This is a genomic window from Leeuwenhoekiella sp. A2, from assembly GCF_047946655.1.
GTDB lineage: Bacteria > Bacteroidota > Bacteroidia > Flavobacteriales > Flavobacteriaceae > Leeuwenhoekiella.
The window spans coordinates 3,288,860-3,315,183 of sequence record NZ_CP172311.1 but is presented as its reverse complement, the minus strand read 5'-3'; the positions used below and the strand labels follow the sequence as shown (position 1 = coordinate 3,315,183).

The following is a 26,324-nucleotide window of genomic DNA, read 5'->3' as shown; positions in this document are numbered from 1 at the left end:
TCAAGGCGGGTAGAAAATCGGCTAAAAGCATTTAAAAAACGCGTTTTAGAGTTCAAAAATCAGTAGATTTTTTAGCTCAGCGATATTATAAAATGGCAGGAAAAACACTTTTTGATAAAGTATGGGATGCTCACGTAGTAGACACCGTATCAAACGGCCCACAAATACTTTACATAGACAAACATTTAATTCACGAGGTCACTAGTCCACAGGCTTTCGCCGAACTAGAAGAACGCGGAATACCAATCGCTCGCCCAGACCAAATTGTGGCAACAGCAGATCACAACACACCTACCGTAGATCAACATTTACCGGTACGGGATGCGCTTTCGCGAAATCAACTTAAAAAACTTTCAGAAAACTGTGAGAAACACGGCATAACGCTTTACGCTTTAGGTCATGAATACAATGGTATTGTACACGTTATGGCTCCCGAATTAGGAGTTACACAACCGGGAATGACCATGGTTTGTGGTGATAGCCACACCTCTACTCACGGTGCTTTTGGTACAATTGCCTTTGGTATTGGTACTAGCCAGGTAGCACAGGTTTTTGCCAGTCAATGTCTTTTACTAACTAAGCCAAAAAAATTACGCGTAAACGTAAATGGCAAACTGAAAAACGGAGTTCTGCCAAAAGATGTAATTCTTTATATTATCTCTCAAATCGGGACTAATTCAGGTACAGGATATTTCTGTGAATATGCAGGAAATGTTTTTGAAGAGATGTCTATGGAAGGTCGTATGACTGTGTGTAACATGAGTATAGAAATGGGAGCTCGAGGCGGAATGATCGCGCCAGATCAAACCACTTTTGAGTATGTAAAAGGGCGCAAATTTGCACCTGAAGGAGCAGAATGGGACAGAAAACTGGCTTATTGGAAAACGCTTCCTACAGATGACGATGCAGTTTTTGATCAGGAATATTCATTTGACGCGGCAGATATAGAACCTATGGTTACTTATGGTACAAACCCGGGAATGGGAATCAAAGTAACAGGGCGCATACCAGACAGAAATGATATTAATCTTGAGAAATCCCTTGCATATATGGGATTACATAAAGGTGAATCTTTGATTAATAAACCTATTAATTATGTATTTATAGGAAGTTGTACAAACTCCAGAATTGAAGATTTTAGAATTGCTGCAAATTATGTTAAAGGAAAGCAGAAAGCGCCTAATGTTAATGCATGGCTAGTTCCCGGCTCCAGACAGGTCGCCAAGCAACTTGTTGATGAAGGACTCGATAAAATATTTACAGAGGCCGGTTTTGCCTTACGTCAGCCTGGTTGCTCCGCGTGTCTGGCAATGAATGATGATAAAATACCGTCAGGTGAATACTGCGTTTCTACTTCAAATAGAAATTTTGAAGGTCGTCAGGGACAAGGTGCGCGAACAATTCTTGCAAGCCCGTTAATGGCAGCCGCTACTGCGGTAGAAGGTAAAATTATAGATATTACTAAAAGTCTCAACTAATGGAAAAATTTATAAAACTTACAGATACAGCAGTTCCATTACCTATTGAGAATATAGATACAGACCAGATCATTCCTGCGCGCTTTTTAAAAGCTACAGACAAACAGGGATTTGGAGATAATGTATTTAGAGACTGGAGATATAATAAAGATGGATCAGAAAATAAAGATTTCGTTTTAAACGATGATACTTTTTCAGGATCTGTTCTCGTAGCTGGTGATAATTTTGGTTGTGGATCGAGTCGTGAGCATGCGGCGTGGGCTCTGGCTGGCTACGGGTTTAAAGTAGTAATTAGCAGCTTTTTTGCAGATATTTTCAGAGGAAATGCATTAAATAACGGGATTTTACCAATACAGGTTACACCTGATTATTTATCTAAATTACTAGCTGCTATTCAGGAAAATCCAGAAACCGAGATCACAATAGATCTTGAAAATCAGAATTTACATTCTCCTGCTGGTGTCATGCCTTTTGATATTGATCCTTACAAAAAGGTTTGCATGATAAATGGATACGATGACATTGATTTTCTGATAAGTAAAAAAGAAAAAATAGAGGCCTTCGAGCAATTACAGTCCGTATAAATAAAATATCTTTACATTTAATTTTATAACTTTAGGGAACCTATTATAGGGTTCCCTAATCTGTTTTTTTAATTATTACCATGAAATACAATATTGCACTTCTTCCCGGTGATGGCATTGGTCCTGAGGTTACTGCCCAGGCAAAAAAAGCTTTAGATGCAATTGCTGATATATATAACCATACTTTTATCTATACCAAAGCTCTTGTAGGTGCTGTGGCAATTGATGAAACGGGTAACCCTTTACCTGAAGAAACTATAGATATTTGTGAGGCAAGCGACGCTATTTTATTTGGTGCAATTGGCCATCCCAAATATGACAATGATCCTTCTGCTAAAGTACGTCCCGAACAAGGCTTATTACGTTTGCGTAAATCACTTGGATTATTTTGTAATATAAGACCAGTTAAGGCATACGAGCGATTGATTGATAACTCACCGCTTAAAAGAGAAATAATCTCAGGAACTGATATTTCGATCTATCGCGAATTAACAGGCGGTATTTATTTTGGTGATAAACATTTAAGCGATGACGGGCAAGTCGCAAGTGATGGCTGTTCATATTCAGTTGAGGAAATATCAAGAATCGCACATCTTGCTTTTAAAGAAGCTCAAAAAAGAAGAAAAAAGTTAACGCTGGTAGATAAAGCTAACGTCCTTGAAACTTCGCGTTTATGGCGTAAAACAGTTACTGAAATCAGTAAAGAATACGCTAATGTAGAATTAGATTTTCTTTTTGTAGATAATGCAGCAATGCAAATGATTCTTAACCCGAGTCAGTTTGATGTAATTCTTACGGAAAACTTATTTGGAGATATTATAAGTGACGAAGCCAGCGTTATTGGTGGATCGATAGGATTGTTAGCTTCAGCTTCGGTAGGTCTGGAGAATGCTTTGTTTGAGCCTATTCACGGTTCGTTTCCTCAAGGAGCAGGAAAAGATATTGCAAATCCATTGGCATCCATTCTGTCTGCAGCGATGCTTTTAAGACATTTAAATTTAAACGAAGAGGCTGAGATAGTTGAAAAAGCAGTTGAAAAATCACTGGAACTAGGAATTACAACCAAAGATATTAATCCGGAAAAAGCATTTCCTACCTCAAAAGTAGGTGACTTTATAGCCGATTATATTACACATCCTGAAGATACTAATGTAAATTTTAGGAATGTTCATATGGGACAGAGTACGATAATCTAGATATCTATTAGAATACTAGAATATAAAAAATGCGGTTCATTATGAGTCGCATTTTTTATTTAAATTTTTCACACCACCACGTTTATTTCATTTATTTCTGTTTCGTATTTCTTCGGTAACAATACTTTTTTGATCAAATTATCAAGATGCAAGAACCTGCTCAATTTATAAAAAGGCAATATAAAACTAAGTAAAGATATTTTGGAAAGTCCTAGTAATATTCTTACTCTGTCCGGAATAATCAACTTTTGTCCTTCAATCAGTACAAAGTATCTAACCGTTCCCAAATGCTTTTTATATTGTTTAAAGAGATCTTTAGTATATTTACTTTTCTCCAGATCATTTGCTAAATGCTCCTCTCGCTGAACAAGCCATGATTGATAATTAGGTGCCAGATCTTTTAAGCGCATCCGCTCTCCCACTCTGAAGAACACATTATAAATCTCTTCTTTTTCTTCCGAAGTTAATTTTCTTTCCAGCACCTCAAACGAAGCTATGGAATAATAAATAAGCATAAAAAGCACATCTCGATAAGCCCAGTCTGGTATTTTACTTTCTCGGGAATTTTCAACAGCTTTATGTATATGATAGATAGAATCAATACTCTTTAATGAAGTTGTTTTATCTGCAAAGATTATTTTTCTCGCATAGGTAACTGTAGAGAACAAACGCCCCAACGGATCTGCAGGCAATTTCCCGGTGAAGTAGAGCCAATCAACCGCTTTATTTAAAGCAAATTCTGCCGCCGCTCCCGCAAAAATTAGCAGAACAGTATCGCTTTTTCCCCATATCTCTCGAATAATAGAATCGTCTTTTACAAAATTTTCCATAGGCTTTAAAAGATAACTAAAATCACGCCTTTTTAGTATCGCGTTTCTCTTACAATTTGATTGGTATAAAAAAAGGGAGCAATTGCTCCCTTTTAATTGTAAATAAATAGTTTCTAATTATTTTAAATCGAAACGATCAAGGTTCATCACTTTGTTCCAAACTGCAACAAACTCATTTACAAAGCGATCTTTAGAATCATCAGATGCATATACTTCTGCAAGTGCACGCAATTCTGAATTTGAACCAAAAATAAGATCTACACGAGTACCTGTCCATTTCACCTGACCAGTAGCGCGATCTCTACCTTCAAATAATTCATCATCTTCAGAAGTTGCCTTCCATGTCGTTCCAAAATCAAGTAGGTTTACAAAGAAGTCATTTGAAAGTGTTTCAGGACGATCTGTAAATATACCGTGCTTAGAACCATCATAATTTGCATTTAGCGCTCTTAAACCTCCAATTAAAACAGTCATTTCTGGTGCAGTCAAATTAAGTAACTGAGCTTTATCAACAAGAAGTGCTTCTGTCGCTACGCTGTACTTTCTTTTTGCAAAATTACGGAAACCATCTACATGAGGCTCAAGTGCTTCAAAAGCCTCTATATCAGTCTGCTCTGCACTTGCATCTGTACGGCCAGGCGCAAAAGGTACTGTTAGTTCGTAACCAGCATTTTTAGCCGATTTCTCAACTGCGGCACAACCTGCTAAAACAATAAGATCAGCCATAGACACTTTCTTATTGCCAGATTGAGAACTATTAAAATCATTATAGATACCACCAAGTGTATCAACTACCTTCTTCAATCTATCAGGATTATTAGCCTTCCAGTTTCTTTGTGGTTCTAACATTATGCGACCACCATTAGCACCACCACGTTTATCTGAATTTCTAAATGTAGAAGCTGATGCCCATGCTGTAGAAACAAGTTCTGCTATTGATAAGCCTGAAGCCAAAATATTTTCTTTTAGAGCAGCAATATCTTGCTCATTTATCAACTCATGATCAACCGCAGGAACAGGATCTTGCCAGATCAATTCTTCCTGTGGTACTTCAGGACCCAGGTATCTTTCAATAGGGCCCATATCTCTATGCGTTAGTTTAAACCAGGCACGAGAATAAGCATCTGCAAATTCTTCAGGGTTTTCTAAAAAGTGTCTTGATATTTTTTCATAAGCAGGATCAACTTTTAAAGAAAGGTCTGTTGTCAACATGAAAGGAGCATGCTTTACGTCTGGCCTGTGTGCATCTGGAACCGTACCTGCACCTGCATTATCTTTTGGTTTCCATTGAAAAGCTCCGGCAGGGCTTTTTGTTAATTCCCAGTCAAAACCAAATAGATTTTCAAAATAAGTATGACTCCATTTAGTAGGAGTATTTGTCCATGCACCTTCAATACCACTGGTAATAGTATCTGCGCCTTTACCTGTTCCAAATTTATTTTTCCAACCCAAATTCTGCTCTGCAATTCCTGCTGCAGCGGGTTCTTCTTCTATATATTCTAAAGGATCTGCGGCACCATGAGTTTTACCAAAAGTATGACCGCCTGCAATTAATGCTACAGTCTCATAATCATTCATTGCCATACGGCCAAAAGTCTCACGAATATAATGAGCAGACTCAAGCGGATCAGGGTTACCATTATGTCCTTCAGGATTCACATAGATCAATCCCATATGGGCAGCACCAAGAGGGCTTTCTAAATCTCCTTCTGCATAACGCTCTTTGTTACCCAGCCATTCTGTTTCAGAACCCCAGTAGATATCTTCTTCCGGCTGCCATACATCTTCACGACCACCGGCAAAGCCAAACATTTTTAATCCCATTGACTCATGTGCACAGTTACCAGCTAAAACCAATAAATCTGCCCATGATAATTTTTTACCATATTTCTTTTTAACAGGCCATAGAAGTAAACGAGCTTTATCAAGGTTAGCATTATCTGGCCAGCTATTTAAAGGTGCGAAACGTTGAGAACCTGAACCGGCACCACCACGACCGTCTTGTATACGATACGTACCTGCACTATGCCATGCCATACGAATAAAGAAAGGACCGTAATGCCCGTAATCTGCAGGCCACCATTCCTGGCTGTTAGTCATTAATCCGTAAATATCATTTTTTACTGCCTGTAAATCTAATGTTTTAAATGCTTCAGCATAATTGAAATCCTTGTCCATAGGATCAACTTTATCTGAATTTTGACGCAGTATATTTAAGTTCAGTTGATTAGGCCACCAATCTTTATTACTTGTGCCTCCACCAGCAACATGATCCATTTTGTCATTCAAAAATGGGCACTTTGCTGAAGATTCGTTAACCTCCCACACTTTATGAGTTCCGGATAGCGAATTTGATTTATCTTCCATTATTGTCGATTTTTGTTATTAAAGCACGAATTTACAATATTTAAGTCGATAGTTTTTATCTATCTTTTTGATTTAGAAATAATAAAAAACTATTACTTTTTTATATAGGCCTTAATTTACTAAAAAGATTTAAAAGATAAATTATTACAGAGTATGCAGATCTGAAATATTGCTATGGATATAGAAGCATCTTAATGTGTTCTCCTTATAATTTTTTGCGCAGAATTCTGCCCGGATTTCTCCTGATATTTAACTATTACGAAAAGGTAAGAATTGTAAAACCACCCATTTCTGTCCGTAATTTACAGATTTTCGGAATCGAAAAATCCGTCTACAGATGCCAAAAATTGCGTCTGTACGGTCAAAATCGGTTAATAATTTAGATATTTCCTGAAGTCTTGAAAAAGTCTGCCAATTTTCATCTACTAGTTTGCGTAAGTATTGAGGGCATTTGAATACAACTACAACATAATCTAGCATTCACTTCTATACTTCTTCATAATCTCTTTAAATAAAGTTCCTGTAGAAGGCGGTGTATATGAGACAGCATTGGCACCTGCCTTAATAACCTGAGCTATTGTCTCTTCAGTTTTTCCGCCGGTTGCAATTATGGCAACATTTTTATCGATCGAGCGTATTTTTAAGATAATTTGAGAAGTATTTTCACCACCAGAAACATTGAATATGTCTACTCCTGCTTCAAGTCTTCCTTCAATATCATCAAGTTCTGAAACTACCGTAATTGTTACGGGAATATCAATTTTCTGCTTTAACTCCTTTATTAAATCATTGCTTGCAGGTTTATTGATCACCACACCTAAAGCACCTTGAAATTCCGCATGAAGGGCTAATTCTACAGATCGCAAACCTGAAGTCACACCTCCTCCTACTCCACAAAAAATAGGTTTATCTGCAGCGGTAATCAAAGCCTGACTTATAATAGGTTGAGGAGTAAATGGATATACCGCAATTATAGCATTGGCATTTGTATTTCTTATAATCGCGATATCTGTACTAAAAAGAAAAGATTTTAAGAGCTGCCCAAAGACCCGAATTCCTGAACATTCATTGATAATCTCAGGTACAGTCACAATGTTTGTGCGGAGTTTGCTGCCAAATGCGGGAATAAGATCTTCCTTTTTCATCACGTTTTACTTTTATCTAAAATGATGAAAAAACAGATACCTAATTCTTAGGCTTTTGTTAAAAGAAACTAATTAAAAACAACGCAGTTATAACTTTACCAGAGATCTCATTTTGTCCTTAATTTGTTCAAAACCCGGATTATGAATACTCCCTACATGGGTATGCTTTTTCCCGGCTTCAGGGGAATAACTACCCTCCTGAACCTGACCTCCTATAATTTGATATGCTTCGCGAAAAGATTTGCCCTGCATAACCAAATCATTAATACTATCAACCGTAAATAGATATTTGTATTTATCATCTGTTAGGTCAATGTCTTTCACTTCTATTTGAGCGATTGAATAATCAAAGATCTCAAGAATATCTTTCATAGTCTCAATAGCGCTGATGGTATTTTCTTTTAGCAATTGATAATCCCTGTGATAACCGCTGGGAAGATTATTTGTAATTAAGATCATTTCGCTGGAAAGCGCCTGAATTTTATTGCATTTCCCCCGAATTAACTCAAAAACATCCGGATTTTTCTTGTGAGGCATGATGCTGCTTCCGGTGGTTAATTTCTCCGGAAAGCTTATAAAACCAAAATTCTGACTCATATACAGGCAAATATCCATTGAGAAACGCGCTAAAGTATTTGCTAGTCCGCCTAAAGTTGCGGCAAGCGTTCGCTCACTTTTACCACGAGCCATTTGTGCTGCGACCACATTATATTTAAGCGTGTTAAAACCCATTTCCTGAGTTGTGAATTCGCGGTCAATAGGAAACGAACTCCCATAACCTGCCGCAGAACCTAATGGATTTTGATCTACAACTTGTTGGGTCGCTTTCAGCATGATTAAATCATCAATCAGTAATTCCGCGTAAGCAGAAAACCAAAGTCCAAAACTGCTGGGCATAGCAACCTGTAAATGTGTATAACCGGGCAAAAGCTTTTCCTGATTCGTTTCTGCCAATTGCATCAAGGTTTCAAAAAGGGAGATGGTACGCGCCTTTATACCTTGTAAACTATCTTTAAAATATAACTGTAGCGCCACCAGTACCTGATCATTGCGAGACCGTGCGGTGTGTACTTTCTTTCCGGTATCGCCTAAAGCGGCGGTTAATTCGGCTTCAATTTTACTATGAACATCTTCAAAGTGATTTTCTATAATAAAACTGCCATTTTTTATACTCTGGGCGAGCTTTTCTAGCTCTGGGAGGAGGTTTTCAAGTTCGCTTTTATCAAGAATTCCAATTTTGTGAAGCATCTTCACATGCGCCGTCGTTGCCTGCACATCATACGCTGCGATATGCATATCGATCTCGCGGTCGTTGCCTACCGTAAAATTCATGATCTTATCGTCGATGCTTATTCCTTTATCCCAGAGTTTCATAATTTGTTTTTTCCTCCCCTAACCACTCTCAACGGAGGGGAATTTATTAATATATTGTTTCTGTGTAAAAATAGATGATTTCTCAGTTGTACCAACTTTGAAATGACTGGTTGACCTGCAAGGTTTCTATCAACCTTGTAGGTCTTTCCTGTTTTATTTTCGATTGCTAAAACTTACAATTATATAAACCTACAAGATCTTTGAGACCTTGCAGGTTGATTAGATTCCCTAAGGTATTTCCGGTTCCCATAATATTTTTATGAGCAGTTTGAGATTCTGTTCCGATAGCTATCGGAATAAATTCAGAATGACGCTTTCAATATTTTATTCTAAGCCTAAAATAATTATTGTTTATTTATAAAAGTGAACGATTTAAAAATCGTTCCTCTTCAAAACGACTTGGCGACCTGCAAGGTTTTGTCTACCTTGTAGGTCTTTCCCATTTCAATTTTGATTGCTAAAACTTACAATTATATAAACCTACAAGGTCTTGGAGACCTTGCAGGTTCCCATTCCATTACAATATTTTACTTAAAAGTTTAATATATAAATCAATCCCTTCTTCTATCTCGTGCACATAAATAAATTCATCTGCACTGTGCGAGCGTGTGCTATCACCTGGACCTAATTTAAGTGACGGACAAGTTAAAACTGCCTGATCGCTCAAAGTAGGTGAGCCGTAAGTGGTTCTTCCTAATGCTATTCCGGCTTTTACGAGTTCATGATCTACTGGAATACTAGAGGAATTTAACCGCAGACTACGAGGTTTTAGCTCATCACAGGGCGATTTTTGCTGTAATAAGTCGGTTATTTCTTGATTTGTATATTTATCATTTACCCGAACGTCTATAACCAAACTCACATCTGCCGGAACCGCGTTATGCTGTTTCCCTGCATTGATCTGCGTTACAGTCATTTTGACTTCACCCAGAGCTTCCGAAATCTTTTCAAATTTAAAATCCCTGAACCATTCCAGAACAGGAATCGTTTTATAAATCGCATTATCAGTATTGGGATGTGCTGCGTGTGACGGAGTTCCTTTTACAACAGCATCAAAAACAACCAATCCTTTTTCGGCTACAGCCAAATTCATTAATGTGGGTTCGCCTACAATCGCAACATCAACAGGCGGAATAACCTTTAGCATACTATTAAGACCATTTGCGCCGCTGCTTTCTTCTTCCGCGGAAGCGACTAAAACCAGATTATATTTCAGATTTTCTTCGGCATAAAAATTAGTGAAAGTTGCAATTAATGAAACCAAACAACCGCCTGCGTCATTACTTCCCAAGCCAAATAATTTTCCATCTTCAATATCCGGACTAAAAGGATCTCTTGTGTAACCATTATTAGGCTGAACGGTGTCGTGGTGACTATTTAATAAGAGCGTGGGTTTGCTTTCGTCAAAATATTTATTTGTTGCCCAAACGTTATTTACAGTTCTTGTAAAGGGAATCCCGTATTCCTTAAACCAGTTTTCTATATGCGTCGCGGTGTTATCTTCTTCTGACGAAAAAGACTGCGTCGAAATTAAATTTTGCAGCAGATCGATTGCTTTTTGAGTCAATTCTGTTATGTTCATAAAACTAATTTGGTGAACGGAATGTTATTATTACTGAGCATTTCAGGTTTTCCTAACCGTACCTGATCTACACCGCCTTCTAATGCATAAAAACAATTATGAAGTTTGGGCAGCATCCCGTCTGCTACTATTTTTTGAGCGACTAGATCTCTATAAGTATCTGTATCTATACTTTCAATAACCGAACTTTCATCTTCAACATCAAGTAAAACACCGGCTTTTTCAAAACAATAATACAGTACAACTTCGTATTTTTCTGCAAATGCACGGGCTATCTCACAAGCAATCGTATCTGCATTAGTATTGAATAACTGACCGTTACCATCATGGGTGATCGCGCAAAAAACAGGAGTAAGTTTGGCACTAAGCAATGAATCTATAATTTGATCATCTACTTTTACCACATCACCCACAAAGCCAAAATCTACTTCTTTCACCGGCCTTTTAACCGAAAGCACCGTATTGCCATCTGCTCCTGAAAGACCGATAGCATTACAGGAATGACTTTGCAACTGTGCTACAATATTTTTATTGACTTTACCGCCATAAACCATTGTGATCACATCAAGAGTTTCGGCATCTGTAATTCGCCTTCCCTGAGTCATTTTCACCTCAATCCCTAGTTCGTTTGCCATTTGTGTGGCCAGTTTCCCGCCGCCATGAACCAGAATTTTAGGTTCCGGCAACTGAGCAAAATCGGCTATAAATGCCTGCAAATCTTCCTCTTTCTCTATAATATTCCCGCCTATTTTTACAATATTCAGTACAGGTTTCATATTACATGTGAGAAGTTAACTTATGAGATTTTAATATTTCGCCAGACTGTGCGGTTTCCAGAATTTGCTTTAAAACGACCTGAGCCGCAAAAGTCCGGTTATTTGCCTGTTCTATAACCAAAGAATGATCGCTATCAAGAACAGCATCTTCTACAATTACATTACGCCTTACCGGCAGGCAGTGCATAAATTTTGCTTCGCCCAATTTTTCTTTGGTAATCATCCAATTTTCGTCAGTATTTGTGATCTTACCGTAATCTGAATAGCTGCTCCAGTTTTTCACGTAAACGAAATCTGCATCTTTTAGCGCTTCTTCCTGATCGTAAATTACTGTTGAATCTTTTACAACTTCCGGGCTCAATTCATAACCTTTAGGATGCGTGATCACAAAATCAATATCCATCATTTGCATCATTCCTGTAAATGAATTTGCCACAGCTTGCGGCAAAGCTTTAGGATGCGGTGCCCAGCTCAAAACGACTTTTGGTTTCTTAACCGTATTTTTTTCAGTAATTGTAATTGCATCTGCAAGCGCCTGCAATGGGTGCGCCGTAGCACTTTCCATATTTACAACCGGTACCGAAGCGTATTTTACAAAACTGCGAATCACATATTCAGATTCATCTTTTTCTTTATCTGTCAACGTAGGGAAAGCACGAACGGCAATAATATTTGCATATTGCGAAATCACCTGCGCGGCCTCTTTTATATGTTCTGAAGTATCTGCATTCATCACCGTTCCATCTTCAAACTCGAGTTTCCAGGCATCGCTATTGAAGTTCATTACTGTTACTTCCATACCCAGACTACGTGCTGCTTTTTCTGTACTTAAACGCGTACGTAAACTGCTATTAAAAAACAACATCACTAATCTTTTATGATGGCCCAAATGCTCAAAAGCAAACGGGTTTTTCTTTAATTCACGAGCCTGCGCGATAAGCGCGGGCAAATCTTCTATGTCTGTAAGTTCGGTGTATTTTTTCATTATTGATATTTAATGTGGCTTCGACAAGCTCAGCCTGACATATTTGCAAATTTTATTCTAAAGCCTAAATAAGACTTCGAAAGGCTCAGTGTTACAATTCAGTTTCAGATTGACGTTAGTTTAAAACCTGCTCCAAGGCTTCAAAAAACCGGTCAAAATGGGCTTTTTTCATCGTTAAAGGGGGTAAAATCCGCAATAGATTTTTGTTTTTTGCGCTTCCGGTGAAGATGTGGTGATCGTAAATAAGTTGCTTGCGCATCGGGCCCACTTCAAAATCAAATTCTAATCCCAACATTAATCCGCGGCCCTTTATTTTTTTGACTTGTGGAATATGCTCCGCTTTCGCGAAAAAATATTCAGACATAATTCTGGCGTGTTCCATCAGGTTTTCCTTTTCTAAAACATCCAGAACAGTAAGCGCAGCTCTGCACGCCAAATGATTGCCGCCAAAAGTTGTTCCCAGCATTCCGTACTCAGGCTTAATGGAAGGGTGAATTAAAACCCCGCCAACAGGAAACCCGTTGCCCATACCTTTTGCCATCGAAATAATTTCGGGCTCAATATTATACTCCTGGAAGGCAAAAAACGCTCCTGTACGCCCAAAACCAGCCTGAACTTCATCAGCGATAAGCATTGTACCATACTTTTTACAAAGTGCATCTACGCCTTCATAAAATGCCGCGGTACTTTCATCAAGTCCGCCAACTCCCTGAATAAATTCGAGAATTACAGCACAAATATCTTCTTTTGAAAGTTCATTTTCAAGCGCTTCCAAATCTCCCAAAGTGAGAAAAGCAACTTCCTGTTGAGCATTAATGGGAGCAACGATCTTAGCATTGTCTGTAGCGGCTACAGCAGCAGAAGTTCTTCCGTGGAAACTATTGGTGAATGAGACCACTTTTTTTCTTCCTGTAGCAAAAGAAGCAAGCTTTAGAGCGTTCTCGTTAGCTTCTGCCCCACTATTGCACATAAATAACTGGTAACCATCACATTTCGCGAAAGCAGGCAAACGCTCACCCAATTCTTCCTGTAACGGATTCTGAACCGCATTGCTGTAAAAACCTATTTTTTGTACCTGATCATATAAATTTGCAACATATTCAGGGTGTGCATGACCTATAGAAATAACGGCGTGACCGCCATATAAATCAAGATATTCGACTCCTTTTTCGTCATAAACAAAAACATCTTTTGCATTAACCGGAGTTACATCATAAAGTGGATAAACATCAAATAAACTCATTTTTGCTCCAGTTTTATATTGCTTATTTTGTTGTACGAAGCGACCATTCCCTGTATTAATGACGAACTCAGTCCCTTATGTTCCATCTCATTTAAACCTTCTATGGTACAACCTCGTGGTGTGGTTACACGATCAATCTCTTCTTCGGGATGATTACCGGAATGAATCAACAAACTTGAAGCTCCATTACAAGTATGCATAGCAAGTTCCTGAGCTTCTTTTGAGTCGAAACCCATTTGTATTGCCGCCTGAGTTGTTGCACGTATCAGGCGCATCCAGAAAGCAATCCCGCTTGCACAAACCACAGTTGCAGCCTGCATCAAGTGTTCAGGAATAATCAAGGAATTCCCTAAACGGTTAAAAATAGCCTCAGCAACTTTAATGCGTTTCATGCCTTTCTCGTTGCTGCTTAGGCAGGTCATAGATTGACCTACAGCAATCGCAGTATTTGGCATCGCCCGAATGATAAATTGATCGGGACCAACAACAGCTTCAATTTGGTTGATCTGATAACCAGTAATTGTTGAGATCAAAACATGTTTGTCTGTCAATTCTCCCTTTATGCTTTGAAGAATATTTTCTATCTGGCTGGGTTGAACAGCAAAAATGATAATGTCTGACTTTTGCACCGCTTCCACATTATCTGCAGTAACAAATACATTTTTATACTCCGCCCATTCTTCAATGGCTGCCGGATTTCTTTTGGTAAGATATAATGTCGTTATTGCATTATTTGTAACCAAACCTTTTGCAATGGCAAGACCCAGATTACCGGTACCAATTATGGCTATTTTCATTGTCGTTTATTTTGTTTCCTCACCCTTAAAGGATGGTTTTTCGCTAAAGCGAAAATATTTATTCTTTACCTCTCCGTTTCCGCTTTGCCGAAACACCTCTCCTAAATTAGGAGAGGAGCTTTTGTTTAAAAATAGGATGCTTTTAGTTGTAATCCTTCGGTTTGTGGAAGTCCAAAAACAAGATTCATATTTTCTACTGCCTGTCCCGATGCGCCTTTTAATAAATTATCCATCACACTACTGATCAATAATTTGTTGTTGTGCGTATGCAAATGAATTAGACATTTATTTGTGTTTACCACCTGCTTTAAATGAAGTTCGTCCTCTGAAACAAAGGTAAACGGAGCGTCTTCATAGAATTTCTTGTAAATAGAAGTCACCTCTTCAAGATCACCGTCAAAATAAGTGTACGCTGTTGCGAAAATTCCTCTGGAAAAATCGCCTCTATTGGGCAAAAAATGGATTTCCTTAGCGAAATTTCCCTGCAAGCTTTTTACCGACTGATTGATCTCACCCATATGCTGATGAGTGAAGGGTTTGTAATACGAAAAATTATTATCTCTCCAGGTAAAATGCGTAGTAGCAGAAAGTGAAGTTCCTGCACCGGTCGCACCGGTAACCGCATTTACATGCACATCATCTTTAATTAAACCTGCATCTGCAAGCGGAAGCAATGCAAGCTGAATCGCTGTTGCAAAACAACCCGGATTTGCAATAGAACCCGCTTCTTTAATCGCTGTTTTATTTAATTCGGTTAAACCATAAATAAATTCGCGACCTTGAAATTGTGCATCTGGTTTTAAGCGAAAATCATTACTGAGATCTATAACAATAGTACTTTCAGGAAAAAGATGTTCTTCTAAAAAAGCTTTTGAATTTCCGTGTCCTAAACATAAAAAAACAACATCTACAGCCGCATTTACCTCACCTGAAAATTTCAGATCTGTACTGCCCAATAAATCCTGATGAATCTTACTAACTGCATTACCCACATTAGAAGTGCTGTAAATAAAATCGATCTCCACATATTGATGATTCAGCAAAATACGTATGAGTTCGCCAGCCGTATATCCCGCTCCACCTATGATTCCTGCTTTGATCATTTCTCAGCGTTTACGTGGTTATAGATTTTGTTCTGATTTCCCAGAATTTTTATAAATCCTTTCGCGTCATCTGCCGTCCAGCCTTTGTTCATTTCGCCATAAGCGCCAAAAGAGGCATTCATCAAGTCATTATCAGATTTTATTCCTTCTAAAGTAAACCTGTAAGGATTTAACGTCACATAAACATCACCATTCACATTTGCCTGACTGTCGTTTAAAAAAGCTTCCATATTACGCATCACAGGATCAAGATATTGACCTTCATGTAAATGCATGCCGTACCAGTTTGACATGTAATCTTTATGCTGCATTTGCCATTTGGTCAACGTGTGTTTTTCGAGCAAATGGTGCGCTTTTATAATGATAATAGGAGCTGCGGCTTCAAAACCTACACGACCTTTTATACCAATTATCGTATCACCCACATGAATATCACGACCAATACCAAATTGTGAAGCAAGTTCTTGTAGTATCTCGATATTTTTTACCGGTGTATCTTCGTTGCCGTTAACAGCGGTAAGTTCGCCATTAGTGAAAGTAAGAACAACCTGTTCCTTTTCGTGCTTTTGCACTTGAGAAGGATACGCTTCTTCCGGTAAACCTTTATGTGAAGTAAGTGTTTCGCTTCCACCTACGCTGGTTCCCCAAAGTCCGCGGTTTACAGAATACTTAGCTTTTTCCCAGGCCATTTCTACGCCCTGACTTTTTAAATATTCAATTTCCGCTTCACGCGAAAGTTTTAAATCTCTAATAGGAGTTATAATTTCAATTTCAGGAGCGAGCGTTTGAAAGATCATATCAAAACGTACCTGATCGTTACCGGCGCCTGTGCTACCATGAGCAACATATTTTGCACCAATAGATTTTGCGTAGTTGATTATCTCAACCGCCTGAATGATACGCTCTGCACTTACTGAAAGCGGATAGGTGTTGTTTTTTAAAACATTCCCGTAGATAAGATATTTCACAACCTTATTATAAAAAGTATCTACAGCCTGAACGTTTTTATAGCTTTTTGCACCGATTTTTAGTGCTTTTTGCTCGATTTCGTCAATTTCTTCCTGTGAAAATCCGCCGGTGTTAATACTTACGGCGTGTACTTCAAAACCTTTTTCTTTAGATAAATATTTGGCGCAGTAAGAAGTATCTAAACCACCACTGTATGCCAGAACAAGCTTATTCATGAGTTTTTACTTTTTCTTTTTTAAGAAACAAGGTTTCTTTTATACTTTTTAATCGCGTGAAATTTTTGCTGTTGACTTTATTTTCCTGTTCGGTCTTTACTTTTTCTTTCTCTTTTGCAGGATCATACAACATGCCTGTGCATAAGCACATTTTTTGCTCTGTACGTTGCAGAATATCATAGTTGCGACAAGTCTGGCAGCCTTTCCAGAAAGTAGGATCATCTGTTAGTTCTGAAAAAGTAACAGGGCGATAACCCAGATCACTATTGATCTTCATCACAGCCAGACCGGTTGTTATACCGAAAATTTTTGCGTCTGGATATTTCTTTCGCGAATGCTCAAAAATCACCTTTTTGATGTCCTTTGCCAACCCCCGACTTCTATAATCAGGGTGAACAATAAGTCCTGAATTTGCCACAAATTTGCCGTGACCCCAGGCCTCTATGTAGCAGAAGCCTGCAAATTTATCGCCGTCTAAAGCGATGATAGCGTTCCCGTTTTCCATCTTAGTGATGACATATTCAGGTGTGCGCTTAGCTATACCGGTACCACGAACTTTGGCCGATTCTGCTATTGTATCACAAATTAATTGTGCATATCCCGCATGGGACTTATTGGCAATTACAATATCCATAATGCTGTAATTGAAAAATTAATAAAAAGATTTTGATTTACCGTTGTGAAAGAAACCGGACTCACCTTAGTTTCATTAAATTTTGCACCCCTATGGGGCGACGGCGGCATAGCCTAAATGAATTAGAATTGCCATTATTATGGTCAATACTAAAAGCTAAAAAATGAAAAGGAAAAGAAAACATTGAATTAAAAATAAATATTGGTAACTGAGTGATGGGCAATTATATACGCGCACAACGACGAGGACGTGGTGTGCGCCTACTGGGAGTTACCGGTAATTTATTTTCATTAGTAATCATAAAACGAATGTAGAACATTTTTTTTATAATGTATCTAAAATAGTATTAAAATTCAATTTCTATCCATAGAAATCAATTCTTCCTAAAAATCAATTGCTTGAAATATTAATTAAGCATTAAAGAATATAATCTGTACTTACGAAATTAGATTTTTTAGTGTCCAGAAGTTCGTTAAGAATGGCATTGTTATATTCATTGTCTTTTGAAGCCACAAATGTTCTAATAGAAAAAGAACGCAGAGCATCGTGAACACTTAGTGTACCTACTGCAGAATCTTTTCTACCGGTAAAAGGATACACATCAGGACCACGCTGGCAAGAACTATTTAAGTTAACTCTACAAACCAGATTTACCAATGTGTCAATAAGTGGGGCTAAAGTTTTAACCTCCTTACCGAACAAACTAACCTGCTGACCATAGTTAGATTCTGCCATGTCATCTAAAGGCTCGTCAATAGTTTTGAAAGTTAAAATAGGAACTACAGGGCCAAATTGCTCCTCCTGGTACACCTTCATATCTTTAGAAACCGGAAATAAAACCGCCGGATAGATGTAATTATCGGTCTTTTCACCCCCTTTTTCGTTGATAATCTCAGCTCCTTTTGCAAGCGCATCATCTATTAATCCCTGAATATAAGCGGGTTTATCAGGTTCTGGAAGCGGAGTGAGTTTAACACCATCTTCCCAGGGTAATCCAAATTTTAAAGCGTCGACAGCTTCAGAGAATTTACGGTTAAAAGTTTCAGCTATATTTTCATGAACATAAACCACTTTTAAAGCAGTACAACGCTGACCGTTAAAAGATAGCGTACCTGCGATACATTCTGAAACCGCAAGATCAAGATCTGCATCGGGTAAAATTATAGCAGGATTTTTAGCTTCTAAACCTAAAACTAAACGCAAACGGTTCTTTTTAGGATGTAGGTTTTGTAAAGCATTTGCTGATGAACTGTGACCAATTAGTGCCAAAACATCAACTTTACCAGTCTTCATAATGGGTGAAGCCACTTCGCGACCACGACCGTAAATTATATTTACAACCCCGGGAGGAAAACTTTCCTGGAAAGCTTCCAGAAGTGGTGATATTAATAAAACACCGTGTTTAGCGGGTTTAAAAATTGCCGTATTTCCCATGATTAATGCAGGGATCAACAGGCAAAAAGTTTCATTTAGTGGATAATTATAAGGCCCAAGACACAAAACAACACCTAACGGACCTCTGCGAATGTGTGCATGAATTCCATCTTGCTTATGGAATTTTGCACTGTCACGATCCATATTTTTGTAATCTTCTATGGTATCGTAGATATATTCAACTGTACGGTCAAACTCCTTTTGAGAATCGGGATAATTTTTACAAATTTCCCACATTAAAAAATTAACAACCTCTTCTCGCTTGGTTTTCATTTTTTCAACGAAAGCCTCCATACATTTTATGCGGCTTTCAACCTTCATTGTAGGCCACAAGCCCTGACCTTTATCATAAGCGTTTGAAGCAGCTTCAAGAGCTTCTAATGCTTCCTTTTCGCCCAATTGCGGAACAGATCCTAAATGTGTAGGAGCATATGTACCATCAACTTCTGTACGAATTGTAGAAAAAACATCAGCGGTTTTACCGTCCCAGCTTACAAGTTTACCATCAACGAGATATTCACGCTGTTCTATGGGTTTTACTTTAAATTGAGAAGGTATTTTTTGATCGGTTAGTTGTTGGTCCATTTCGTTAAATTAAAAATTCAAAAAGGTTGGGTTTATCGTTTAAATATTCTCCGTAAAAATTACGAGTTTTCATTCTATTAATCAAAGGCTCAAGGTCTTCTTTACGTTTAATTTCGATTCCTACAACAGCAGGACCATCTTCTCTACTCGTCTTTTTAGAGTATTGAAAGAACGTAATATCGTCCTCAGGACCCATAATTTCGGCTAAAAACTCCCTTAAAGCTCCCGCTCTTTGCGGGAAACGCACAATAAAATAATGCTTTAGTCCCTGATACAATAAAGCGCGTTCTTTAATTTCTGCGGTACGTGTAATATCGTTGTTACTACCGCTTACAATGCAGACAACATTTTTGCCTTTAATTTCTTCAGCATATTGTTCAAGAACAGCGAGAGTAAGCGCACCCGCTGGTTCTACCACTATCGCATCTTTATTGTAGAGATCAAGTATGGTCTGGCAAACTTTACCTTCTGGCACGGTTACCATTTCTGAAAGATATTCTTTACAGATATTAAAATTGCGGTCACCCACACGCTGTACAGCCGCACCGTCAACAAACTTCTCGATCATAGATAAGGTTGTATTTTCCTTATTCATGATTGATGTTTTCATAGATGGCGCACCTTCCGGCTCAACTCCTATAATTTTTGTATTTGGCGAAAGCAAATGGAAAACCGTACTTAACCCGGAAGCCAGTCCGCCGCCACCTACAGGAACAAAAACATAATCAATCTCTACATGTGATTGCTCAATTATCTCTAGCCCTACCGTAGCCTGACCTTCTATAATTTTCTCATCATCAAACGGATGTACAAATATTTTACCTTGTAGATCGCAGGCTTCTTTTGCTGCTTTGTAAGCATCATCAAACGTGTCGCCAGTTAAAACGATCTCTACGTAATCTTCGCCAAACATATTAACCTGCTCTATCTTCTGTTTAGGAGTAGGTGCAGGCATATAAATAGTACCCAGAATATGAAGTTTAGCACAGGCAAAAGCTACGCCCTGAGCGTGATTACCTGCACTCGCACACACAATTCCCTTCTGTCGATCTTCTTCACTAAGTGAATTTATCATGTTGAACGCTCCACGAATTTTATAAGAGCGTACCTGCTGCAAATCTTCACGTTTAAGTAATACGTTTGCACGAAACTCACGTGAATAACTTAAACTTTTCATCAAAGGTGTAACCAGGGCTACTTCTTTTAATGTCTCTGCAGCTTCTTTAACAGATTCGAGCGACGGGAAATATGTGGTCTTTGTGTTACTCATATTTGGTCTTTACAATTTATGCTAAAACCGATTCTTCTTTCTCGGTAACGGTTCTTACTTCTTTCATGGCAGTCATTGACTCACGTAACCACGCTCCTACTTCTTCTACAGGATGATTGCGTATCTCATCATTTACTGCGATCAACTCTTTATTGTCAACCTGATTTCCTTTCGCGAAAGCTTTACCAATTACATCTGTATCTATCTTTGTCATGAAGTCTTTCAACAAAGGTTTACATGCATGATCAAACAAATAGCAACCATATTCTGCAGTATCTGAAATGATGCGGTTCATTTCAAATAATTTTTTACGAGCGATGGTATTTGCAATCAACGGAGTCTCATGAAGTGACTCATAATAAGCAGATTCTTCAATAATACCGGCATCTGTCATAGTTTCAAAAGCAAGCTCTACTCCTGCTTTTACAAAAGCGACAAGCAATGTACCGTGATCAAAAAATTCTTGTTCGCTAATTTCTGCATCTGTAGCTTCAGTTTTTTCAAAAGCTGTTTCACCGGTTTCTGCTCTCCATTTTAAAAGATTAGCATCATCATTTGCCCAATCTTCCATCATAGTTTTAGAGAAGTGACCAGACATAATATCATCCATATGCTTCTCAAAAAGCGGGCGCATAGTTTCTTTTAGTTCTTCTGCAAGCTGAAAAGCTTTGATTTTAGATGGATTATTAAGACGATCCATCATATTTGTAATACCACCGTGCTTTAAAGCTTCAGTAATCGTTTCCCAACCGTATTGAATCAATTTCGCCGCGTAAGCAGGCTCAATTCCTTTTTCTACCATTTTATCAAAAGACAAGATAGAACCGGTTTGTAACACACCACAAAGTATGGTTTGCTCACCCATTAGATCACTTTTTACTTCAGCGACAAATGAAGATTCAAGCACACCTGCTTTGTGACCTCCTGTAGCAACGGCGTAAGCTTTTGCCTGATCCAGACCTTCACCTTTAGGATCGTTCTCAGGATGCACAGCAATTAATGTAGGCACACCAAAGCCCCTTTTATACTCTTCACGTACTTCTGAACCAGGAGATTTAGGCGCTACCATAATTACGGTAATATCCTTACGCACCTGCAAACCTTCTTCTACAATATTAAAACCGTGACTATAGGTAAGCGTAGCACCTTCTTTCATCAAAGGCATTATAGTCGTTACAACATTTGTATGTTGCTTATCTGGAGTAAGATTTAAAACTACATCAGCATCTGGGATAAGTTCTTCATACGTCCCAACAACAAAATCATTATCTGTCGCATTTTTATAAGAAGCGCGTTTTTCTTTAATCGCCGCTTCACGCAATGTATAAGAAATGTCAAGACCTGAATCACGCATGTTAAGACCTTGATTTAAGCCTTGAGCACCGCAACCCACGATTACAATTTTCTTTCCTTTAAGAGCTTCTACACCACTTTCAAATTCTGCTGCCTCCATAAAACGGCACTTCCCCAGCTGTGCCAGTTGTTCTCTTAGGGATAAAGTGTTAAAGTAATTTGCCATAATCTTTTGCCCAAAATGATGGGACTTTTTTGGTATTAGGTTATTGTTTTATTTGCCCTTTTACAGGTTTTTTTGTTGAGGCTTACCTCATTAAATATTTACTATTCAAGCCGATTTTTACACACTTTCGACCGAAAATTCGGCTAAAAGAGTCGATATTTTCATTTCGTCTTTTGTAACCGCGATTCTGCCAGAACGTACAAACTGCATAATCCCGAAAGCGCTAAGTTCGCGATATAATAATTCGATCTCGCTGCGTTTGCCTGATTTCTCAAGAACGAAAAATTCACGATTTACAGTGACAATTCTAGAGTTGCTTTCTTTAATTATATTCTGAATCTGGCGCTCTTCAAACAAAAGGTCTGATTTTATTTTAAAAAGACAAGCCTCAAGAAATATTGTTTCTTCATCTGTATGGTAAAAAGCTTTTATTACTTCTACCTGTTTTTCCAACTGACCAATTATCTTTTTGATCTGTTCTTCGGTTACATTAATTACGATGGTAAAGCGTGAAACTCCTTCAATTTCTGAAATAGAAGTGTTTAAACTCTCGATGTTAATATGTCTTCTCTGGAAGATAGCCGAAATACGATTTAATAGACCGATATTATTTTCGGTATAAATCGAAACTGTAAATGTTTTTGTTGCGCTCATAACTAACTTAATCTAATATCTGAAACCGAAGCTCCCGATGGGATCATAGGAAATACGTTATCTTCTTTTTCTACCATAACTTCAAGAAAGTAAGCATCTTCTGAAGCCATCATAGCTTCAATTGCAGCTGGTAAATCTTCTCTTTTAGTTACTTTTTGAGCTTCTATATGATATCCTTTTGCGATAGTCACAAAGTCTGGATTGATCATATTAGTTGAAGCATAGCGTTTATCAAAAAACAGCTGTTGCCACTGGCGCACCATTCCTAAAAACTCGTTATTTAATACGACGATCTTCACTGGAACCTTAGTCTGAAAAATAGTCCCCAATTCCTGAATTGTCATCTGGTAACCGCCGTCACCTATAATCGCAACAACAGGTCTTTGCGGAGCTCCCATTTTTGCACCTATTGCTGCAGGAAGCGCAAAACCCATAGTTCCTAAACCACCGGAAGTAACGTTACTTTGTGATTTATTGAATTTTGCATAGCGGCAGGCGATCATTTGATGCTGACCTACGTCTGAAACAATAACAGCATCGCCACCACTCACTTTATTAATACCTTCTAAAACCTCGCCCATAGTAAGACCCTCTTTAGTAGGATGAATATCATCTTTTATAATTTGATCATATTCTGTAGCATACATATCTTTAAACTGCTGATGCCACTCATCGTGCTTATTCTCATTTAGTAACGGCAATAAAGCCGCAAGAGAATCTTTGCTATTCCCAAGAACAGCAACATCAGTTTTTACGTTCTTATCAATTTCGGCGGGATCTATCTCAAAATGAACGATTTTAGCCTGTTTTGCGTAGGAATTAAGATCACCAGTCACCCGGTCATCAAAACGCATCCCGATCGCAATAAGAACGTCGCACTCATTAGTTAGCATATTAGGCGCATAATTACCATGCATACCTACCATACCTACGTTTAAAGGATGATCTGTAGGTATTGCAGAAACCCCTAAAATCGTCCATGCTGCAGGAATACCAGACTTCTCAACAACAGCTTTGAATTCTTCTTCAGCTTTGCCTAAAATAACGCCCTGACCCCAAACGATCATTGGCTTTTTAGCATTGTTAATCAAGTGGGCAGCTTCCTGTAATTTCGTTTTATTAACAACAGGAATAGGCTTATAACTGCGAATACCTGTACACTTTTGATACACAAAATCAAACTCCTCAAACTGAGCATCTTTTGTAATATCTATAAGCACGGGTCCCGGGCGACCGCTTTTTGCGATGTAAAAAGCTTTCGCTAATATTTTTGGGATCTCAGAAGCTTTTGTGATCTGATAATTCCATTTTGTAACCGGAGTTGAAATACCAATAATATCAGTTTCCTGAAAGGCATCACTACCTAAAAGATGTGAAGCTACCTGTCCTGTAATACAAACAATAGGCGTAGAATCAATCTGCGCATCTGCAATTCCTGTAACAAGATTTGTAGCCCCGGGACCAGAAGTTGCTATCGCTACTCCTACTTTACCACTCACGCGCGCATAACCCTGAGCGGCATGTGTTGCGCCTTGCTCATGACGTGTAAGCACGTGATGCAATTGATCCTGGTATTTATAAAGCTCGTCATAAACAGGCATAATGGCACCGCCTGGATATCCATAAAGAATATCGACTCCTTCTGCAAGCAAACATTTTATGATCGCCTCTTTTCCTGTTAACCTTTCGGTAACAAGTGTATCCTGTGCCTGTAACTTAATTGTTTGTGTCTCCATAAGCCAATTCTAGAATTCATCCGTCACGCAGCCTTTAGATGCAGACGAAACTGTTTTTGCATATTTATAAAGCACGCCACGCTCAAACTTTAATTTGGGAGCCTGCCAGTTTTGTTTTCTTTTTTCTAATTCTTCATCAGAAATTTCGATATTAATCGTATTCTTTTCGGCGTCAATAGCGATAATATCGCCATTTTGCACCAAAGCGATGTTACCGCCTACTTGTGCTTCTGGCGAAACGTGACCCACCACAAAACCATGAGAGCCACCAGAGAAACGACCATCTGTTATTAAAGCAACCTCTTTTCCCAGACCAGCTCCCATAATTGAAGATGTAGGTTTAAGCATTTCTGGCATTCCCGGTGCTCCTTTAGGACCTTCATAACGAATGATAACAACATCACCTTTTTTTACTTCACCAGATTTGATCCCAATATTTACTGCTGTCTCACTATCAAACACATTTGCCGGACCTTTAAAATAAAGTCCTTCTTTACCAGTGATCTTTGCAACAGCACCTTCTGTTGCCAGATTACCAAAAAGTATTCTTATATGTCCTGTATCTTTTATTGGGCTTTCAAGGGTACTTATGATATCCTGATCTTCTAAAAGATTAGGAACATCTTTAAGATTTTCGGCCAGGGTTTTACCGGTTACTGTAAGACAATCGCCGTGAAGCATATCATTATCTAACATGTATTTTAAAACTCCGGGAATACCACCCACGCCGTGTAAATCTTCCATTGAATATTTACCGCTTGGTTTTAGGTTTGCTAATAAAGGCGTATTGTCACTTATTCTTTTAAAATCATCAAGAGTAAACTCTACATGCGCAGCTTTCGCAATAGCTAAAAAGTGAAGCACCGCATTTGTAGAACCACCCAGCACAGTTACCAGTCTGAAGGCATTCTCTAAAGATTCTTTAGTAACAATATCTGAAGGCTTAATATTTCTCTCAAGCAGTAAGCGCAAAGCCTCTCCCGCCCTAATAGATTCCTGTTCTTTAATATTGCCGTCACTTACAGCAGGATTTGATGAATTAAAAGGTAAAGACATCCCTAAAGCTTCAATCGCCGAAGCCATTGTATTTGCTGTGTACATACCACCACAAGCACCAGCACCAGGGCAAGCTTTATGAATTACTTCTTTATATTCTGTCTCATCTATCGTACCCGCTACTTTTTGACCAAAGGCCTCAAAAGCCGAAATTATATCTAATTTTTTACCGTTATGACAACCCGAGGCAATGGTGCCGCCATAAACTAAAATAGACGGTCTGTTTAATCGCAACATCGCCATTAAAGCTCCCGGCATATTTTTATCACAGCCTACAACTGTAACTAAACCATCATAACTCATGGCCTCGACCACAGTCTCCATAGAATCTGCGATTAGATCTCTTGAAGGCAGCGAGAAACGCATACCCGGAGTTCCGTTAGAAATACCATCACTTACACCTATGGTATTAAAAATCAAACCGACCAAATTTGCATTTTCTGTTCCTTTCTTTACGAAAGTTGCTAAGTCGTTAAGATGCATGTTACAAGGGTTACCCTCATAACCTGTACTTGCAATGCCTATTAAAGGTTTTTTTAAATCATCATCTGTTAAACCGATGGCGTGTAACATTGCCTGTGCTGCCGGCAGTGTAGGATCCTGAGTTACTGCTTTACTGTATTTATTTAATTCCATAAATGTTATTCTACTTCGAAATTATATAATTGATTCTTGTTCTTGTCTTTGATTTGAAATTGATATTAAAGGTCAATCGTTAACACTTCTATTTAATTTACTGAATTTCAATTAATTAATACTAAAAATTCTACTAAAGCCAGTGCCAAAAACTAA

The 26,324-nt window shown here is 38.3% G+C and carries 21 protein-coding genes; 3 read left to right on the top strand and 18 right to left on the bottom strand.

The features are described from left to right. The first annotated feature begins 92 nt into the window (after positions 1-92). The 3 genes from leuC (at position 93) to leuB (ending at position 3,258) form a co-directional block, all read left to right on the top strand. Positions 93-1,478 (top strand): 3-isopropylmalate dehydratase large subunit, encoded by a 1,386-nt coding sequence (gene leuC / locus ACH3PA_RS14565; RefSeq protein ID WP_416442902.1) that lies wholly within the window; start codon positions 93-95, stop codon positions 1,476-1,478. After that, positions 1,478-2,062, top strand: a complete 585-nt coding sequence (gene leuD / locus ACH3PA_RS14560; RefSeq protein ID WP_416442904.1) for a 3-isopropylmalate dehydratase small subunit — start codon at positions 1,478-1,480, stop codon at positions 2,060-2,062. Before leuC ends, leuD begins: the two co-directional genes overlap by 1 nt. Positions 2,063-2,142: 80 nt before the next feature. Continuing rightward, entirely contained in the window at positions 2,143-3,258 is a 1,116-nt protein-coding gene (gene leuB, locus ACH3PA_RS14555; protein ID WP_416442906.1) for a 3-isopropylmalate dehydrogenase, read from the top strand. Between the two features lie 68 nt (positions 3,259-3,326). On the opposite strand, the gene ACH3PA_RS14550 is transcribed toward leuB, so the two are convergent. The 18 genes from ACH3PA_RS14550 to ilvD all read right to left on the bottom strand — a co-directional run bounded on the left by ACH3PA_RS14550 (position 3,327) and on the right by ilvD (position 26,168). Continuing rightward, entirely contained in the window at positions 3,327-4,088 is a 762-nt protein-coding gene (locus ACH3PA_RS14550; protein ID WP_416442908.1) for an oxygenase MpaB family protein, read from the bottom strand. Between the two features lie 117 nt (positions 4,089-4,205). Continuing rightward, complete coding sequence (gene katG / locus ACH3PA_RS14545; protein WP_416442910.1) at positions 4,206-6,455, bottom strand: catalase/peroxidase HPI; 2,250 nt, start codon at positions 6,453-6,455, stop codon at positions 4,206-4,208. Positions 6,456-6,928: 473 nt separating this feature from the next. Then, positions 6,929-7,600 (bottom strand): hydrolase, encoded by a 672-nt coding sequence (locus tag ACH3PA_RS14540; protein ID WP_416442912.1) that lies wholly within the window; start codon positions 7,598-7,600, stop codon positions 6,929-6,931. Between the two features lie 87 nt (positions 7,601-7,687). Continuing rightward, on the bottom strand, positions 7,688-8,974 hold the full coding sequence (gene argH, locus ACH3PA_RS14535; RefSeq protein WP_416442914.1) for an argininosuccinate lyase: 1,287 nt from the start codon (positions 8,972-8,974) through the stop codon (positions 7,688-7,690). 517 nt (positions 8,975-9,491) lie between these two features. Continuing rightward, complete coding sequence (locus ACH3PA_RS14530; protein ID WP_416442916.1) at positions 9,492-10,556, bottom strand: M20 family metallo-hydrolase; 1,065 nt, start codon at positions 10,554-10,556, stop codon at positions 9,492-9,494. Further along, positions 10,553-11,332 carry an acetylglutamate kinase gene (gene argB, locus ACH3PA_RS14525; protein ID WP_416442918.1) on the bottom strand — a complete coding sequence of 260 codons (780 nt, stop codon included), beginning with the start codon at positions 11,330-11,332 and terminating at the stop codon, positions 10,553-10,555. Before argB ends, ACH3PA_RS14530 begins: the two co-directional genes overlap by 4 nt. Position 11,333: 1 nt before the next feature. After that, positions 11,334-12,317, bottom strand: a complete 984-nt coding sequence (locus ACH3PA_RS14520; RefSeq protein ID WP_416442920.1) for an N-acetylornithine carbamoyltransferase — start codon at positions 12,315-12,317, stop codon at positions 11,334-11,336. Positions 12,318-12,432: 115 nt separating this feature from the next. Further along, positions 12,433-13,560, bottom strand: coding sequence for an aspartate aminotransferase family protein (locus tag ACH3PA_RS14515; protein ID WP_416442922.1), 1,128 nt, complete (start codon positions 13,558-13,560; stop codon positions 12,433-12,435). Then, entirely contained in the window at positions 13,557-14,357 is an 801-nt protein-coding gene (proC, locus tag ACH3PA_RS14510; protein WP_416442924.1) for a pyrroline-5-carboxylate reductase, read from the bottom strand. Before proC ends, ACH3PA_RS14515 begins: the two co-directional genes overlap by 4 nt. A 125-nt stretch (positions 14,358-14,482) precedes the next feature. Then, positions 14,483-15,460 carry an N-acetyl-gamma-glutamyl-phosphate reductase gene (gene argC, locus ACH3PA_RS14505; RefSeq protein ID WP_416442926.1) on the bottom strand — a complete coding sequence of 326 codons (978 nt, stop codon included), beginning with the start codon at positions 15,458-15,460 and terminating at the stop codon, positions 14,483-14,485. Next, entirely contained in the window at positions 15,457-16,644 is a 1,188-nt protein-coding gene (locus ACH3PA_RS14500; protein WP_416442928.1) for an argininosuccinate synthase, read from the bottom strand. The genes argC and ACH3PA_RS14500 overlap by 4 nt, the downstream gene beginning before the upstream one ends. Beyond that, positions 16,637-17,278, bottom strand: coding sequence for a GNAT family N-acetyltransferase (locus ACH3PA_RS14495; RefSeq protein WP_416442930.1), 642 nt, complete (start codon positions 17,276-17,278; stop codon positions 16,637-16,639). The genes ACH3PA_RS14500 and ACH3PA_RS14495 overlap by 8 nt, the downstream gene beginning before the upstream one ends. Before the next feature lie 417 nt (positions 17,279-17,695). Further along, the gene (locus tag ACH3PA_RS14490) at positions 17,696-19,297 is read right to left on the bottom strand and encodes an NADP-dependent glyceraldehyde-3-phosphate dehydrogenase (RefSeq protein WP_416442932.1); all 1,602 of its coding nucleotides are present in this window, start codon (positions 19,295-19,297) and stop codon (positions 17,696-17,698) included. A 4-nt stretch (positions 19,298-19,301) separates the two neighbouring features. Then, on the bottom strand, positions 19,302-20,567 hold the full coding sequence (gene ilvA / locus ACH3PA_RS14485; RefSeq protein WP_416442934.1) for a threonine ammonia-lyase IlvA: 1,266 nt from the start codon (positions 20,565-20,567) through the stop codon (positions 19,302-19,304). Between the two features lie 16 nt (positions 20,568-20,583). Next, positions 20,584-22,086 (bottom strand): ketol-acid reductoisomerase, encoded by a 1,503-nt coding sequence (gene ilvC, locus ACH3PA_RS14480; RefSeq protein WP_416442936.1) that lies wholly within the window; start codon positions 22,084-22,086, stop codon positions 20,584-20,586. A gap of 117 nt (positions 22,087-22,203) precedes the next feature. Then, on the bottom strand, positions 22,204-22,740 hold the full coding sequence (ilvN, locus tag ACH3PA_RS14475; protein WP_416442938.1) for an acetolactate synthase small subunit: 537 nt from the start codon (positions 22,738-22,740) through the stop codon (positions 22,204-22,206). Between the two features lie 2 nt (positions 22,741-22,742). Further along, positions 22,743-24,476 carry a biosynthetic-type acetolactate synthase large subunit gene (gene ilvB, locus ACH3PA_RS14470; RefSeq protein ID WP_416442940.1) on the bottom strand — a complete coding sequence of 578 codons (1,734 nt, stop codon included), beginning with the start codon at positions 24,474-24,476 and terminating at the stop codon, positions 22,743-22,745. 9 nt (positions 24,477-24,485) lie between these two features. Further along, positions 24,486-26,168, bottom strand: a complete 1,683-nt coding sequence (ilvD, locus tag ACH3PA_RS14465; protein WP_416442942.1) for a dihydroxy-acid dehydratase — start codon at positions 26,166-26,168, stop codon at positions 24,486-24,488. Positions 26,169-26,324: the final 156 nt, after the last annotated feature.

What these genes read in the sequence shown, in the direction of transcription:
- ACH3PA_RS14550 (WP_416442908.1), bottom strand. Translation starts at nt 4,088, where the DNA reads ATGGAAAATTTTGTAAAAGACGATTCTATTATTCGAGAGATATGGGGA.
- ilvB (WP_416442940.1), bottom strand. Translation starts at nt 24,476, where the DNA reads ATGGAGACACAAACAATTAAGTTACAGGCACAGGATACACTTGTTACC.
- argC (WP_416442926.1), bottom strand. Translation starts at nt 15,460, where the DNA reads ATGATCAAAGCAGGAATCATAGGTGGAGCGGGATATACGGCTGGCGAA.
- proC (WP_416442924.1), bottom strand. Translation starts at nt 14,357, where the DNA reads ATGAAAATAGCCATAATTGGTACCGGTAATCTGGGTCTTGCCATTGCA.
- katG (WP_416442910.1), bottom strand. Translation starts at nt 6,455, where the DNA reads ATGGAAGATAAATCAAATTCGCTATCCGGAACTCATAAAGTGTGGGAG.
- ilvA (WP_416442934.1), bottom strand. Translation starts at nt 20,567, where the DNA reads ATGAGTAACACAAAGACCACATATTTCCCGTCGCTCGAATCTGTTAAA.
- ACH3PA_RS14500 (WP_416442928.1), bottom strand. Translation starts at nt 16,644, where the DNA reads ATGAATAAGCTTGTTCTGGCATACAGTGGTGGTTTAGATACTTCTTAC.
- ACH3PA_RS14490 (WP_416442932.1), bottom strand. Translation starts at nt 19,297, where the DNA reads ATGGACCAACAACTAACCGATCAAAAAATACCTTCTCAATTTAAAGTA.
- ACH3PA_RS14540 (WP_416442912.1), bottom strand. Translation starts at nt 7,600, where the DNA reads ATGAAAAAGGAAGATCTTATTCCCGCATTTGGCAGCAAACTCCGCACA.
- ACH3PA_RS14530 (WP_416442916.1), bottom strand. Translation starts at nt 10,556, where the DNA reads ATGAACATAACAGAATTGACTCAAAAAGCAATCGATCTGCTGCAAAAT.
- argB (WP_416442918.1), bottom strand. Translation starts at nt 11,332, where the DNA reads ATGAAACCTGTACTGAATATTGTAAAAATAGGCGGGAATATTATAGAG.
- argH (WP_416442914.1), bottom strand. Translation starts at nt 8,974, where the DNA reads ATGAAACTCTGGGATAAAGGAATAAGCATCGACGATAAGATCATGAAT.
- ACH3PA_RS14515 (WP_416442922.1), bottom strand. Translation starts at nt 13,560, where the DNA reads ATGAGTTTATTTGATGTTTATCCACTTTATGATGTAACTCCGGTTAAT.
- ilvD (WP_416442942.1), bottom strand. Translation starts at nt 26,168, where the DNA reads ATGGAATTAAATAAATACAGTAAAGCAGTAACTCAGGATCCTACACTG.
- ACH3PA_RS14495 (WP_416442930.1), bottom strand. Translation starts at nt 17,278, where the DNA reads ATGGATATTGTAATTGCCAATAAGTCCCATGCGGGATATGCACAATTA.
- leuC (WP_416442902.1), top strand. Translation starts at nt 93, where the DNA reads ATGGCAGGAAAAACACTTTTTGATAAAGTATGGGATGCTCACGTAGTA.
- ACH3PA_RS14520 (WP_416442920.1), bottom strand. Translation starts at nt 12,317, where the DNA reads ATGAAAAAATACACCGAACTTACAGACATAGAAGATTTGCCCGCGCTT.
- leuB (WP_416442906.1), top strand. Translation starts at nt 2,143, where the DNA reads ATGAAATACAATATTGCACTTCTTCCCGGTGATGGCATTGGTCCTGAG.
- ilvC (WP_416442936.1), bottom strand. Translation starts at nt 22,086, where the DNA reads ATGGCAAATTACTTTAACACTTTATCCCTAAGAGAACAACTGGCACAG.
- ilvN (WP_416442938.1), bottom strand. Translation starts at nt 22,740, where the DNA reads ATGAGCGCAACAAAAACATTTACAGTTTCGATTTATACCGAAAATAAT.
- leuD (WP_416442904.1), top strand. Translation starts at nt 1,478, where the DNA reads ATGGAAAAATTTATAAAACTTACAGATACAGCAGTTCCATTACCTATT.